The organism is Emticicia aquatilis, assembly GCF_014644295.1.
In the GTDB taxonomy this organism is placed as follows: domain Bacteria; phylum Bacteroidota; class Bacteroidia; order Cytophagales; family Spirosomataceae; genus Emticicia; species Emticicia aquatilis.
This window is the reverse complement of the sequence record NZ_BMKK01000003.1, coordinates 259,380-271,575: the sequence shown is the minus strand read 5'-3', so window position 1 is coordinate 271,575 and position 12,196 is coordinate 259,380. Positions and strand designations below refer to the sequence as shown.

24 protein-coding genes are annotated in these 12,196 nt (G+C 40.5%); 5 read left to right on the top strand and 19 right to left on the bottom strand.

Features of this window, described 5'->3' with window-relative positions; all coding sequences use genetic code 11:
* Window positions 1-11 precede the first annotated feature (11 nt).
* The 19 genes from IEX65_RS08530 to IEX65_RS08440 all read right to left on the bottom strand — a co-directional run bounded on the left by IEX65_RS08530 (window position 12) and on the right by IEX65_RS08440 (window position 9,246).
* A complete protein-coding gene (locus IEX65_RS08530) occupies window positions 12-800 on the bottom strand; it encodes a hypothetical protein (protein WP_188765624.1) in 789 nt (262 codons plus the stop codon).
* Complete coding sequence (locus IEX65_RS08525; protein WP_188765623.1) at window positions 797-1,525, bottom strand: M12 family metallopeptidase; 729 nt, start codon at window positions 1,523-1,525, stop codon at window positions 797-799. The genes IEX65_RS08530 and IEX65_RS08525 overlap by 4 nt, the downstream gene beginning before the upstream one ends.
* Window positions 1,525-2,553, bottom strand: coding sequence for a hypothetical protein (locus tag IEX65_RS08520; RefSeq protein ID WP_188765622.1), 1,029 nt, complete (start codon window positions 2,551-2,553; stop codon window positions 1,525-1,527). Before IEX65_RS08520 ends, IEX65_RS08525 begins: the two co-directional genes overlap by 1 nt.
* A gap of 1 nt (window position 2,554) precedes the next feature.
* Window positions 2,555-2,923 (bottom strand): hypothetical protein, encoded by a 369-nt coding sequence (locus IEX65_RS08515; protein ID WP_188765621.1) that lies wholly within the window; start codon window positions 2,921-2,923, stop codon window positions 2,555-2,557.
* A gap of 27 nt (window positions 2,924-2,950) precedes the next feature.
* Complete coding sequence (locus IEX65_RS08510) at window positions 2,951-3,190, bottom strand: hypothetical protein (RefSeq protein WP_188765620.1); 240 nt, start codon at window positions 3,188-3,190, stop codon at window positions 2,951-2,953.
* A gap of 85 nt (window positions 3,191-3,275) precedes the next feature.
* Complete coding sequence (locus IEX65_RS08505; RefSeq protein WP_188765619.1) at window positions 3,276-3,644, bottom strand: hypothetical protein; 369 nt, start codon at window positions 3,642-3,644, stop codon at window positions 3,276-3,278.
* The gene (locus IEX65_RS08500; RefSeq protein WP_188765618.1) at window positions 3,644-4,201 is read right to left on the bottom strand and encodes a CHAP domain-containing protein; all 558 of its coding nucleotides are present in this window, start codon (window positions 4,199-4,201) and stop codon (window positions 3,644-3,646) included. The genes IEX65_RS08505 and IEX65_RS08500 overlap by 1 nt, the downstream gene beginning before the upstream one ends.
* Window positions 4,150-4,860 (bottom strand): hypothetical protein, encoded by a 711-nt coding sequence (locus tag IEX65_RS08495; RefSeq protein ID WP_188765617.1) that lies wholly within the window; start codon window positions 4,858-4,860, stop codon window positions 4,150-4,152. The genes IEX65_RS08500 and IEX65_RS08495 overlap by 52 nt, the downstream gene beginning before the upstream one ends.
* A gap of 1 nt (window position 4,861) precedes the next feature.
* Entirely contained in the window at window positions 4,862-5,527 is a 666-nt protein-coding gene (locus tag IEX65_RS08490; RefSeq protein ID WP_188765616.1) for a lytic transglycosylase domain-containing protein, read from the bottom strand.
* A 6-nt stretch (window positions 5,528-5,533) separates the two neighbouring features.
* Window positions 5,534-5,692: a hypothetical protein gene (locus IEX65_RS08485; RefSeq protein ID WP_188765615.1), complete on the bottom strand. Its 159-nt coding sequence runs from the start codon at window positions 5,690-5,692 to the stop codon at window positions 5,534-5,536.
* Window positions 5,689-6,147 (bottom strand): M23 family metallopeptidase, encoded by a 459-nt coding sequence (locus IEX65_RS08480; protein ID WP_188765614.1) that lies wholly within the window; start codon window positions 6,145-6,147, stop codon window positions 5,689-5,691. The genes IEX65_RS08485 and IEX65_RS08480 overlap by 4 nt, the downstream gene beginning before the upstream one ends.
* Window position 6,148: 1 nt before the next feature.
* Window positions 6,149-6,553, bottom strand: coding sequence for a hypothetical protein (locus IEX65_RS08475; RefSeq protein ID WP_188765613.1), 405 nt, complete (start codon window positions 6,551-6,553; stop codon window positions 6,149-6,151).
* Between the two features lie 102 nt (window positions 6,554-6,655).
* Window positions 6,656-6,856 carry a hypothetical protein gene (locus IEX65_RS08470; protein WP_188765612.1) on the bottom strand — a complete coding sequence of 67 codons (201 nt, stop codon included), beginning with the start codon at window positions 6,854-6,856 and terminating at the stop codon, window positions 6,656-6,658.
* A 1-nt stretch (window position 6,857) separates the two neighbouring features.
* The gene (locus tag IEX65_RS08465) at window positions 6,858-7,298 is read right to left on the bottom strand and encodes a hypothetical protein (RefSeq protein WP_188765611.1); all 441 of its coding nucleotides are present in this window, start codon (window positions 7,296-7,298) and stop codon (window positions 6,858-6,860) included.
* Window positions 7,298-7,735, bottom strand: coding sequence for a hypothetical protein (locus tag IEX65_RS08460; protein ID WP_188765610.1), 438 nt, complete (start codon window positions 7,733-7,735; stop codon window positions 7,298-7,300). Before IEX65_RS08460 ends, IEX65_RS08465 begins: the two co-directional genes overlap by 1 nt.
* Before the next feature lie 78 nt (window positions 7,736-7,813).
* Window positions 7,814-8,467, bottom strand: a complete 654-nt coding sequence (locus IEX65_RS08455; RefSeq protein ID WP_188765609.1) for a hypothetical protein — start codon at window positions 8,465-8,467, stop codon at window positions 7,814-7,816.
* The gene (locus IEX65_RS08450) at window positions 8,464-8,625 is read right to left on the bottom strand and encodes a hypothetical protein (protein ID WP_188765608.1); all 162 of its coding nucleotides are present in this window, start codon (window positions 8,623-8,625) and stop codon (window positions 8,464-8,466) included. The genes IEX65_RS08455 and IEX65_RS08450 overlap by 4 nt, the downstream gene beginning before the upstream one ends.
* 23 nt (window positions 8,626-8,648) lie before the next feature.
* On the bottom strand, window positions 8,649-8,840 hold the full coding sequence (locus IEX65_RS08445) for a hypothetical protein (protein ID WP_188765607.1): 192 nt from the start codon (window positions 8,838-8,840) through the stop codon (window positions 8,649-8,651).
* Window positions 8,821-9,246, bottom strand: a complete 426-nt coding sequence (locus tag IEX65_RS08440; RefSeq protein ID WP_188765606.1) for a hypothetical protein — start codon at window positions 9,244-9,246, stop codon at window positions 8,821-8,823. The genes IEX65_RS08445 and IEX65_RS08440 overlap by 20 nt, the downstream gene beginning before the upstream one ends.
* A gap of 281 nt (window positions 9,247-9,527) precedes the next feature.
* Here IEX65_RS08440 and IEX65_RS08435 point away from each other — a divergent pair, with 281 nt between their 5' ends.
* From IEX65_RS08435 to IEX65_RS08415, 5 genes are read left to right on the top strand one after another with little or no spacing between them, the layout of a single operon-like run.
* On the top strand, window positions 9,528-9,986 hold the full coding sequence (locus tag IEX65_RS08435) for a hypothetical protein (RefSeq protein WP_188765605.1): 459 nt from the start codon (window positions 9,528-9,530) through the stop codon (window positions 9,984-9,986).
* Window positions 9,964-10,446 carry a hypothetical protein gene (locus tag IEX65_RS08430; protein WP_188765604.1) on the top strand — a complete coding sequence of 161 codons (483 nt, stop codon included), beginning with the start codon at window positions 9,964-9,966 and terminating at the stop codon, window positions 10,444-10,446. Before IEX65_RS08435 ends, IEX65_RS08430 begins: the two co-directional genes overlap by 23 nt.
* 19 nt (window positions 10,447-10,465) lie before the next feature.
* The gene (locus IEX65_RS08425) at window positions 10,466-11,242 is read left to right on the top strand and encodes a hypothetical protein (RefSeq protein ID WP_188765603.1); all 777 of its coding nucleotides are present in this window, start codon (window positions 10,466-10,468) and stop codon (window positions 11,240-11,242) included.
* Window positions 11,217-11,864, top strand: a complete 648-nt coding sequence (locus IEX65_RS08420; RefSeq protein ID WP_188765602.1) for an ATP-binding protein — start codon at window positions 11,217-11,219, stop codon at window positions 11,862-11,864. The genes IEX65_RS08425 and IEX65_RS08420 overlap by 26 nt, the downstream gene beginning before the upstream one ends.
* Window positions 11,865-11,875: 11 nt before the next feature.
* On the top strand, window positions 11,876-12,130 hold the full coding sequence (locus IEX65_RS08415; protein ID WP_188765601.1) for a hypothetical protein: 255 nt from the start codon (window positions 11,876-11,878) through the stop codon (window positions 12,128-12,130).
* The last annotated feature ends 66 nt before the right edge of the window (window positions 12,131-12,196 follow it).

Genomic DNA, 12,196 nt, shown 5'->3' with positions numbered 1-12,196 from the left:
GTGTAGTAATTTTAGTTGTGTTCAAAACCATTTGCATTAAACTTAATCATCGAATAATTGCCGTAAGTGACCGTAAAACCGTAAGTAATACTTGTATTTGGGCTTACTTCCATTCGGTCTGATACCTCAATCGAAGGCTGTAAATTACCTGTCACATTCGAGCCAATTAACATTCTAAACTGATTGCCTTCGTACTGCTCAAACGCTTCAAAATAAGCTTTACCGACACTATTAGATAAATTTTGGTACTCAATCGTGTAATTCCCTTCGGCAATTAAGAATCTCGAAAGTGCCGCTTGATGGTTATTACCTCGGTTGTTTTCTCGGTCATTCTGCGAAAGACTTACATGAACCGCTCCTTCGGTGTCGTGGTACTCATACAATACCGTACCTTGCGAATCCTTCAATTTGAAGTGACTGAAAATTAATTTCGTACGGACAAAATTCGCAATTGACCAACTATGCAAGTCTATGGGAATCATTGACCTTGCGGCATCCTTTGATGCGTGGTCAACCTTTTCAAATTTGTTCGGAATGGGCGTACATCTAACATAATTACTGCCATAGTTGTATAGATAAGTAAAATTATCCGAACCCACAGGGTTGTCGTCGTCACCAGTGCCAGTGCCACCACCGCCACCACCCGAACCACTCCCACCACTGCTACCCGAATCATTCGTTTGTGTGTTTTGTGTAGTCTTGGTTTGTTGTGTTGGTCGAACATCTATTTTGGTACAAGCCCAAATAGCAAGAATTGCCCCCAAAACGAGAGCAATCCCAATCAATAGTTTCTTTGTCATGTGGTAATTTTTCTAACTGTAATATAAAGTAATGTGGCTGAAACTGTAATGATTAGTATTAGTTGCCATGCTTTTATCGGTTCGCTCATACTGTACTCCTTCGTGTTCATGGCCTTCTTTGGGTACATTTGATTGATGGCTGCTACGTCCTTGCTTGATAATGCTCCACGTTGCCCCAAGATGGTTTCGAGCGGTAAAGCTTTCAGCGGCTCAATGGTATCTATCGAAATATTGTTTACCAAGTTGGGGTTTACAATCCTTCGAGGGTAGTGCATGATGCTTGAAAAATCATATTCGCCAATCGTTTCGACAATTTCACTGTTCAAAATTTGAAAATCGTCCAGACGTTTGATATTGCTTTTCACTACTCTAATGTACTCGTCACGGTCGGGGCGTTGGTGTTCATGGTAGAATCCAAGAGCGTGCAATACTTCGTGAATCAACGAACCTGCTTTGAAATTCTTGCCGATGGCACAGCGTATTTCTTGCCGACCTCCGAGCATTCCGACGTATGATTGACACCACTTTGCATCATAGACAAAAACCACGTAATTTGGCTCAGTCGTTCGCTCAATAAAGCTGCAATTTGTACGTACATTAATTTCGTTGATGGCTTGTAAAATCTCTTTTCGTCCTTCGCTTCCTTCGGGAAAATCCTTTGAAATCTCGAAAGGAACGATGCCATTCACCCATCGAAATATTTTATTATTGCTTACTACTGCCATTATTTGTTACGTACTAAAAAATAAATCACTATGCCCAGCACAACTACGCTCCCGATAATCCAATAGATAGTTTTTTTGTCAGCATTACCACTATCAGAACTAAGGTTGTTTTTTTCGATATAGGCTTTTATTGCGTTCAATTCTTCTTCTAAATACAATAAATCTTCTGACCTTAGTTGTTCTCGTCTGCCTGTTGTTTTCGAGGCTGCGTATTTCTTTACATATCCAAAAACAACTAATCCAACACCAATAGGATTAAGTTTCGTAACTGTACTTGCTGCTTTTATAGAAGCACTACCAAAACCACCGACTACGGTATTGATAATGATATTTTCACGCTTAATTGCTGCCCCTGCTTTATTTAGGTCGCTAATCAACTGATTTTGTTCGGCTACAATGTCAGCCGCTCGAACGCTTATGGCATTGAGTTTTTCAGTCTGTGTTTTAGCAGAATAAAACTGCTTGTAAACTGTTCGCTTTTTATCGACCGAATCCAAATAATTTTTGGTATCGTATAGGCCAACTTCGGGCTTTTTCGGCACAATTGGGTTGCCTAAAATGTCTTTGATGTTTGCATCCCATGCGTCGTAAGTAGGAGCATTCAAAATACTATTACCTATAAAGTCTTGTGCCTTTACATCATTGGAGTAGGTCGCATCATCATAGATTTTTTTACCCAAATCATCATAATAGAACCAAAGGCCGTTTTCGTCCTGTCTCAATACATAAGTGCCTTGTGGTTGGTACGCTTTTCCTGTATTATTCCATACAAAAATGGCATCGTTATTAGGGTTTTTATCGCCTAAATTCCGATAAGGGTCTGCCCAAGCTTCATAGCTGATACTGGTATCATAAGCCCAATATTTTGTTCCATCAACTTCGATATACCAAGTATTGGCACTCTCCGACCACACAAAACCAACCTGCCGAGCAACCGATAAATCATTGTTGATATTTCGGAATAAACCACCATGTCGCCACGGTTCGGGTAATTGATTCCATTGGTATTTTTCAGCCTTTGTTGCCATCTTATTGCTTTTTAAACATCAAAAATAGGATTACCACAATCACAACTCCCATGATGATAAGCAATGCACTATTGTTGTTCTGAGGTTGCTCTGGTTGTGGATTTTGCGTATTTCCACCAACAAAACCACCATTTTGCAAATAATTGGGGTCGGTTGGGTTGGTTACAATGGCTCGTTTCGGTGCAACCAAATTCACCACCTGTTGTGGGTTGTTCGTTACGAAACCCCAAAGGTTTGACAACCCTGTGCCGAAGCCTGTTTCCCAAAAAGTCTTTTTAGGAGGGTCGGTGGTGGGCGGTTTGGTGGTAGTCATTTGTGACTCCAAAACCTTTTGATAATCTTCTGAGTAATATTTCCAATATTCATTCATGTTGTTTGCGGTATTTTCAAGTGAAAATTATTTAACCCCGAAAAGCTTCATTGTCTTTTTTAGATTCTCTTTGAATCGTTTCTTGTAGCCCACTCGAACCGTGATGGTTTTCTTCACTGGCTTGATTTGTTTTTTGGTCATACTGTGGGCTTTTTTCAACGCAGAACCCATTTTCTTTGCTTGTGAATTGACCTTTTTTTTGCTACCAAATGAAATGCTCATTTGTCCACTCGGTCTTGATGTTGATTTTGTTCTTTTCGTTGCCATTGTTTTTATATGTTGATGAAGTGAAATTGCTTTACAAGAAAAAAGGCGGTCAGCAATGCCAACCGCTTTTCTGACTTACCTAAACTTATTCTTTACCCTTTTTTAAGATTGTAATGAACTGAATAAAATATAAAATATCTGTAATTGTTGTGTTGGTTGACTTGTCGGACACAAGCAAAGCTAAATCCGTTAATTCTTCTGTCGAAAGGTCTTTAATCTCGGCCAATACCTTTTTACTGTGTTGGGAAAAGGTCTTGATGAATGGAAAAACTGCCTTTAATGCCTTCATTACAGCAAGCAATTTTACTTTTTTCCCGAGAAGCCCTTTCAGCGTTTCGATGACATCCACTAACATTCCGACCAAGATTATTAATGTGTCAATCCCGATTTTTTCGGTTTGTAATTCACTGGCCAAAATACTTTGGTCGGCAAATTGAATGGTTTCTTGTTTCATTATTCAATAATGTTTGATACTACGTAAATCATTGAAATTGGGCGTTTTTTGAGCCGTACACAATCGTTTTTGTTTTCGTCTCGTGTTACACTGTTGCGTGGGGTTGTGTTGCCTTCCACTACCAGAGCGTAGCCGTCGAGTTCGTTCCATTCGATTAGGATTCCGACGTGGCTAATTCGGCCACTGGTGAATTTATACCCTACCACATCGCCCGCTTTGGGTTTTCGCTTTCGTTGGTAGCCGATACCCTTTTGGTACACAATTCGATTTTTGTTCTTGAACCAATCGGCCGCCCTTGCGATGTAGCCATTACCCAAAACCTTTTTGGTGTCGATGCCGTAGGACTTGTAAATGTAGCCGATGAAGTAGGCACACCACGGGTCAGTGTAGCCACTGATTTTGCGGTCGAGAGCCACCGAGCGGTATTTGTCAATGACTTTACCTCTATTTACTGGAACTTCGCAAACCCCTGTATTTAGTAGGGCTAAATTGACTACTTTCGACCTTATAAGACTATCTCCCAAGCCATTATCTTGCCCCAATACTGCATGAGACAATACAAGATAAAACAGGACACAAGCAAGCGTGTTTTGGGGTCGGATTCCTTGAAATCTGCAAAGAAATCGTAAGCACTTAAATCTGAATTGAAGTAGCGAAGCACCGAAGGCAGTAATAAATTGACCGATACCGCCATCATTAGCACACCGAAAAAGCCCATTGAGATTTTTAGGAATATTTGATGTGTGTATCTGAAACTTTCTAATGTTTGTGTCCATTCTTCTGTGAATAAAAATTGTGAACCATGAATCAGAACAAATAGAAAAAGAGATACGAAAGCAAATCCCAAATACTTGAATAAACCTGTATTCAGCCATTTTCGGTGGATGCCTTGTTCATCAACTTGTACCACATCATCAATAGCTTTTTCAGCACTCGCTGAAATAGGCTCGTTGATTGATTGCCAAAGTTGGTCAATCTCGGTTTCGAGTTGTTCAATTTTGGTTTCTGCATCAATTCTTGCCTGCAACATGGTTGCTTTGTCGATAGGGTTTTTAATACTGTCGATGGATTTATTCCATTTCTGAATCTGCGTCTGTGTGCCATTGATTTCTTGTAGTTTTTCGTTGATGGATACGATTACACCTTCTTTTCGCTCAATTTCTTGCTTTTCAAAGGTGTATTTGTCTTTGATTTCTTGTAGCTTGATTTTTTCCATTTTACCCAAAAATTTGTTTTGCATCGGGATAAGGCGTATTTGTGCCTAATACCTTTTTGATATAATTCTTTGTTGTGTTTGGAATCGAAGCATCCAAAAAGCTATCTACATCCGTTGAAAATGGCACAGTTTTATAGTAGCCAGCATTGTATAAATAGATAGCTATATCGAGTCTAAGACCATACCCCAAAGTGTGCGATTTGTCAAGGCATCTACGGAAGTACATCACCGATACCAGAATATTGAAATTTGGATTATACAGCAATTGTGGGCTGAATAATGACAAGATTTCTGTATCTGCTTTCGCCTTCTTGATGGTATCAATGGCTGCCTGACCTAAGAAACCAATCAACAATTCTTCTTCTCGTGGGCTGATTCTGCTCTGCTTATAGTCGTTATAAAGCGTATTGGCCACAGTAGCTACCGATACTTGCCCCAAACCATAAGTGTTGCCATTGCGGGCGTTAATATCTCCCCTTGATTCTACAAAAAGATAAGTTCCCACCAGTGCGGGTTCGATACCGTTTTGATAGGCTGCTTCTCGAATCATTTTGCCGTAACTCCTTTCAAGATTGGCAATAATGGCACGGTTTCCTGCTAAATCGGTTTCACCGTAAAAGCTTTGTTTCGTTGATGGAATAGTTGCGTTCATACGTCTTTTGTCCATTGAATTTCAGATATAACCGAGTTGCTTGAGGTGTGCGGTTGTAAGCTTCGTTTTGTCAATCGTGATGCTCATTCGCTGCCCTTTTTGCCATTTTGGATATTGGGTATATACATACACCGCCACAATGGCCAATATGGCTAAGATGAAATAAAATGCTTTGTTCATGTTGTTATGAATTTTTCGGGGTCTTGTTTGACACCCAAGATTGTCACGGTGAAATGTAAATGTGGGCCTGTGCTTTTGCCAGTGTTACCCACTTGTGCGATGGCTTGCCCTCGTTTCACATAATCGCCGATTTTTACGAGCGTTTTACTCAAATGGGCGTAACCAGTTGTAATGCCGTTTGTGTGGAGTATTAGCAACTGATTACCACCCGATGAGTTAGTATATATCGCACTTACAATGCCGTCCAATGGTGCAATGATGGGTGTACCTGTTGGAGCGGCAAGGTCTAAACCATTGTGTTTGTAAGTGCCTCTATCGTCCCCAAATTTGCTTGTTTTTCTACCGCTTGGTAGTGGATTAAGCATCTTTGTTTCGCTTGCCTTTTTGTTAAAAACTGCTACCATGATAACTACCACCGTCAACACTATGAGCATTATTTTGTACGTACCTTTCATGTTATCTGACGAGTTTTTTTGTTATCCAAGCGGTTAAAAAAACAATGGTTATGAGTATCAAGGAGGTATAAATGATTGTCTGCTTTGAATACTTCTTTTGATTGATAAAGTCATTCACGAAGCTTTCACAATTGTAGGCTACTAAATCGTAGCTTTTGCCCTCGTATGCCTTGAATCTCTCCAGTAGTTCGTTCGTGGTCTTGCCAGTTAGTTTGGTATCAATTACTTGTATCAATGTACTCCTATCCAATACCGAAGCTAACTTTTCACGATGCACACCATTGCTTTCGTTGTTGTGTAAAACCCACCATTCGCCCAGATAATTGACCAGTATTCCATAGTGTAGTATGAGGGGGTAGTCGTCGGGTCTTACTTGAATGATACTACCGTTTTTATAGTTTTGCATTCTTCAAAAGCTTGTTTTGTCGAATGTTTAAGGCCGTGCCGCTGATATAGTAAGCGATGATACAAATCGCAGCAACTAAGCCCAAAACAGCACTTAATTTGTTCATGCTCTCTTGCTGACAAAGATTAATAATAGGCCTACGAGCGTGGTGGTTACTGCCAAAAAGATGATTGAATCTTTTGAAATGGATGTTTCAAAATTGACGGTTGGTTTTGCCTTGCCGCTCAATACATCTAAGACCGTCCCTAAATCCGTTCGTGTGCCATCGTTGGTGGTTGTTTGGAGTTTTTTTCCTGCATCCATGTTATTTGATTATTACAGCATCACGCCACAGATATACTGTATTGTAGTTTGCCAGTCCTTTAATTGACCATTTTTGAGCAGTTTCGGGGGTCTTTTTCACGGCTACATACTTTTTACCATTGAAATAAGAATTGCCGATATATTCGCCCACTTTCTCGTCCTCTTTTTGGAAGTACAAAGGCTGTTTCGTGACAGAATTAATGTACTGATTGCCCTTTGCATCTCGGATTCTTAGCAAACTTGATTTGATATAAACTGATGCGTTTTGCTTGGGTGATTCGGTTTTGGCTTTTTCTTCGACAGCGGTAGGATTCACAATGTTTTCGCCAAAATACCCCACATTAGGGTCGGTTTTGAAAGCATCATTTGCCTTTTTGAGTAGATATACCAATGCTACAATTACCGCAACCAAGAAAAGCCATAGTGGATTAAAATTTTTCATTAGTATAAACCGTAACTACGGAGTTTTGCGAGTATTTCAGACTGACGGAGTAAGAAGATTTCTTTCGAGATTTTCTTTGTCAATGATGTATTGCCGTCTTTCTTGCCATACCTGTAATTGTAATCATTGTAAACTGCTGCCAACTGGTCGGGCGTTAAATTCAGTAAAGTTTCAATCTTACTGTTTCTTTCAGTCCATGACCAAAAGATAGTACCGAGATTGTCCCAAAGTTCGTCAACCAATTTCGTGGGTGTCCAACCTTGCGGAATACCACTACCGTTGTTGGGTAGTTTGGCCGCTGCTTGGAATCCGCCCGATTTCTGCCCTTGCCTGTAAATCAAATAGCCGATTAGAAGTATTGCAAAAACCACCAAAAACCATTGAAACGCCCTGTTTTTTACGACGGTTACACCGCCCGCTAAACTTGCTAAATTCATGTTTTTGTGTCGATTTTTAATGAATCACTCTACCGCTTTTTCAGATAGAGTGATTCATTGATACATCTAAATTCTTGATTAACGCTTAGAAACTACGATGGCCACGATGATACCCACGACCGCAACCCCTGCCACTACATAGCCCCAGTTTTTCTGAATCCATGTTTTTTTAGAACCATCGGGGTTTTTGTCGCCTTCACCATCGGATTGAGTAGTGATTTTCTTATCTGGAACTGTACCATCAGCGGTTGTGATAGGTAATGCAGATGAAGGAGGTACAGCACCATTCACCGAAACAAAATATCCATCAGTAGTTGGAAAAACTTTCGTTCCTTTCTCTAAGGCACTCAAAGTATTGATTGCATTTGCCGCATCCGAAGGACTGATATTGCTCACAATACGAACGCCTGTGGTGTATTTAGAATCTTGCGGGAGCAAGGTCAAGCCAGCATCAGCCGTTTCAACGAAACCAGTGGCATAGGCCGAAGGCACACCAAAGTTGTTGATTAAGACCGATTTCGGAATGAATTGGAAGAAGTTACCTGCACCATCGTTGGCCACTGCGATTGCGTGTAATTTGCCGTTGTAGATGAATGAGAAAATACCGAGAATAGAACCGCCACCAGTACGGTAAAACATTACTTGGTCAGCGTAACCATACAATTTGCCACCTGCTGACGAAAGGTTAGACACGAGGGCTGCCATTAAGGCAAAAGTTGTGTTTTTTTTCATTTTTTGTTGATGAAGATAATTGTTAAAACTGCGATTGTAACCACAACCAAGACAATCCAAAGGGTTTGCTTTTTTTCTTCTTTCGGTGTTTCTACCGCTTGAATACCTTTGGAGTTGTTAAACAGGTCATTGGCTACCTCAATGATTTTCTTAAACATTGATTTAGTTGTGTGGATTTAGTTTAGAAAATCCCAAAAATTTTCTTTCTTGGTTTCTCCTGTGATTTGCCGCTTTTGGTTTTGCTTTTTGAGGTAGAACCGCCATTTTCTTCTTTCCAAGCGGTTTTCATTGCCGCACTGGCGGATTTTCCCTCTTTTCGCAACTTACCTGCACGTTTCATCACACGTTTCATTTTAGCCTTTGATGCTGCCATTTGTTACGATGTTTTGATAGTTGTGTAACTGATTGATGCGTGCTACTCGGTACGAATCGGTAGGGTTCAATAAGCTTGCAAAATCATCGACATTAATCTTAGTAATATCAATTTCGTGTTCAAGCATCAATTCTAAGGCTTGGCGGTCGAAACGGAGTTCGGCCATTAGGCTATTATCGTTGATGTGTTGAACTTCGTGAAGTACCAAAAACATGAGTAGTTCGGGTTTCTCCAAAATATTGACATCCTTCATTTTGTCTTTGTTGATGTAGATACGTCTATGGCTTGGGATGCAATAGATGGGAGAATCCGAATGGGCTGTTTTGTTGTCCACGATTGGAAGTGTAATGCCTTCAATTAATGGTTCGATGTGTAAGCAAGCTTTTCTAACCTGTACCGATGTCATACGAGTAGTTGTTTTTTGATTCGGGTTCAAATTTAGGTGGCTTGGAATCGAAAAAACAAATAGCAAATTTTAGTCAACTTCGTTCAACTTACACCTACATACATTTACTTACATCCACGTACGCAAATAGTTGATTTTCGTTTTTTTGCTTGTTTTTAGGCAATTTTTTGGCTCAAATTTGCATCGTTAGTTGAATGCGTTCAATCACGATTCAACCACGATTTGGCCACTTTTTTGGCAAAATTCAACCATTAGTCAACCACGATTCAACCGCCTGTTTTATGGTATCAATTACGGCAAAAGTGAGCCATACTGACCACGAAAAATTTTTGCAGATAGGCCGCCAACAGTTCGGCTGTGAAAATTCCTTTCAGTTCGCAAACTTTCTCGTACAGAAAGTTTTATCAGGTGAATTGGCCATCATCAAAGACAATGCAGCTTTGCAATTAAAGGCTATCCAACAAGCCGAAATGGTTACGGCCTTGAACGATGAACTACAAAAAGCCAAAACTTTACTTCCCGACCTTGCCTATAAAAAAGGGTATGCCGATGCTGAAACCAACTTCAAGAAAAAAGCAGGAGCAACGGGCTTGAAAGCAGAATTTTATGATTTGCACGTAGCCAATAGAAATACTGGCTGTGGGGTGCTTGGTGGGTGTATTTTTGGCCGAAGTGACGTAAAACAACAAATTTCGTATATCAAAACCATTTCAGAATATGAACGCAGAAACGGCCAATAATGGCCTATTGACCACCGCAAGATTTAAAGATTTTCATACATTCCCCGATGGGCATCCGCTCGTGCATCTCAACGAAGTAACATTGAAAGATGCTTTGGCCGAAATTATGCAAGGGGTTGAATTTACGAGGGTATTTGCCACCCACGTAAGAATCAAACTTGAACCAATTCTTTCGATTGACTTTGAAAGCGTCAATAAAAATGAGATTGTGGGGGTTGTGATGGATATTGGCAAAACTTTAATGCAAGATAAGCTTACCCCTGCATTCTTGAAAAGCAATGATGAAGGTGGTAATATGCTACGAACCATCGACCAGAAATTTGCAGCCGCTAAAATGCCACTCAATTTGGAAGGTATTTTTTCGATGACAGCCGACCAACGTGGATTCATGCTTGAATTTATCCGTTTTTGGGGTATGTATTACGATAATTTACCCCAACAAAAACTTAGTCAGAAATAGCCTTAAACCCTAATCACTTATGATGTTTGATAAGTATCCGCAATTTTCGACAATGAATGTCGAAGAAATTGCCAACCAAATGAACCAACCAACGCCCCCAAGTTTGGGACAATCGGTTTTTGACCAACCTGAACCAGTTAATCACATCCAAAATGGCTTTGATTTCCCTAAACCTAAACCAGAGGTAAAAATCGACGATTTTCTTCCCGAAGCAAAGGTTTATGTCGGCCTGTTGGATAATGGCCTAAAGTGGGGTTTGCCTGTCATTCTAAAAAAGGTCTATAATATCCCGACCGAAGAAGAATGTGAGCATCAGTATAATTTGCACCAAGTCAACTACGAGCAATTTAAGGCCGATTATGAAGCTTTTGTTTCGCTCTCCGAAGAACAACAAGACGAAGTGCAAAAAGTGTTTTTCTCGAAGGCCAAAGGAGCGTACGAAGAAGCCGACCGAGTTTGGCAAATGTACCCACTGATTAAAAAATCAGTTGAACAAAAGGGTTTGGATGAAGGTGAAACCAAATTACTTGAAAAAGCCCTTGCTACGTGGCTTTACCAAAACCGAGACAAAGTGCAAAACCCGATGATAACAATTGCGGTCGTGGTGGCATCATCGGTGGGAAGTCGTTTTGCAAACCTCGAATTGTCGGGAGCGAAACAGTTCCGCCCGCTTGTAGTCGATGAACTGACCATAAAACAGCAAGTTACTAACGCTTATGAAGCTACGCAGAAAACCACAGTTGAACCAAACCCCGACGGCGGGGGACTACTTGACGAAAGTTCTACCGAAGGGTGATGTTTTCAACCAAGAACACCGCTATAAATTTGTTATCATTGTCGGTGGCCCTGGCATGGGTAAAAGTACCTTGTTACTTTCGCAGTTTATTCAACCAAGCACTTTGCCTGTTTTGATATTTGCAACCAAACCGCAAAAGTGGATGGAGCATCTGAAAGGTATAGAATCGGAACAGTTGAAGCATTGGGAACTGGCTTTAAGGCAAGCAAGCAACAAAGGTTCTGTGCCTGTTATTCGTGGCTATGATTCGGAAGCAAATCCCGAATACTTCATGGAAAATCTCATTGCTCTGGCCGATGGCAGGGGTTTGAATTGTACGGTAATTTTAGAAGATTGCACCAATTATGTGCAGTTTAAGGCATCACAACGTTTTCAAAGGCTCGTGAATCAACGTGAACACTTTCGATGCAATGTGATTATGACTTACCACAGTTTGCAGTCTGTACCACGTGAGCTTTTCCAGTATGCAGATTTTTTGATTCTGTTTAAAACTGGTAGCAGTAGAAAACACCTGAAATCGCTTGATAAAATACCCAATGCAGAAACCGTGCTGGCTGCATTTGATACGGTAGAAGCACACCCGAATAAACATTTTTACGTACCTTTAAACTTTCAACGCTAATTCCTAAAACCATGACGATTGAAGCGGAGAAAAAAGCCACAACTGCTATTGTGGCTGGCAAGATTGCCTTTAAAAAGCACGTTTGCGAATCTTACGGATTTTATAGCACTGGCAAAACTCACATTTGGCGGTCTTGGCTGAGAAGAATCCGAGAAGAAGAACAAAACCCAAAACTTTTTACTGGTAATTGGCTATCTCCAAAAGAAGTTGGTTTGCTTGTCAAGCACTTGGGCAAACCGTCTAATTATGTTGAAATGGCTGCATAAAGGGGTAAAAGTCGAAACAATTAAATGGCAATAAAGCCGCTTCATTTGGAGCGGCTTTGTTGTAAA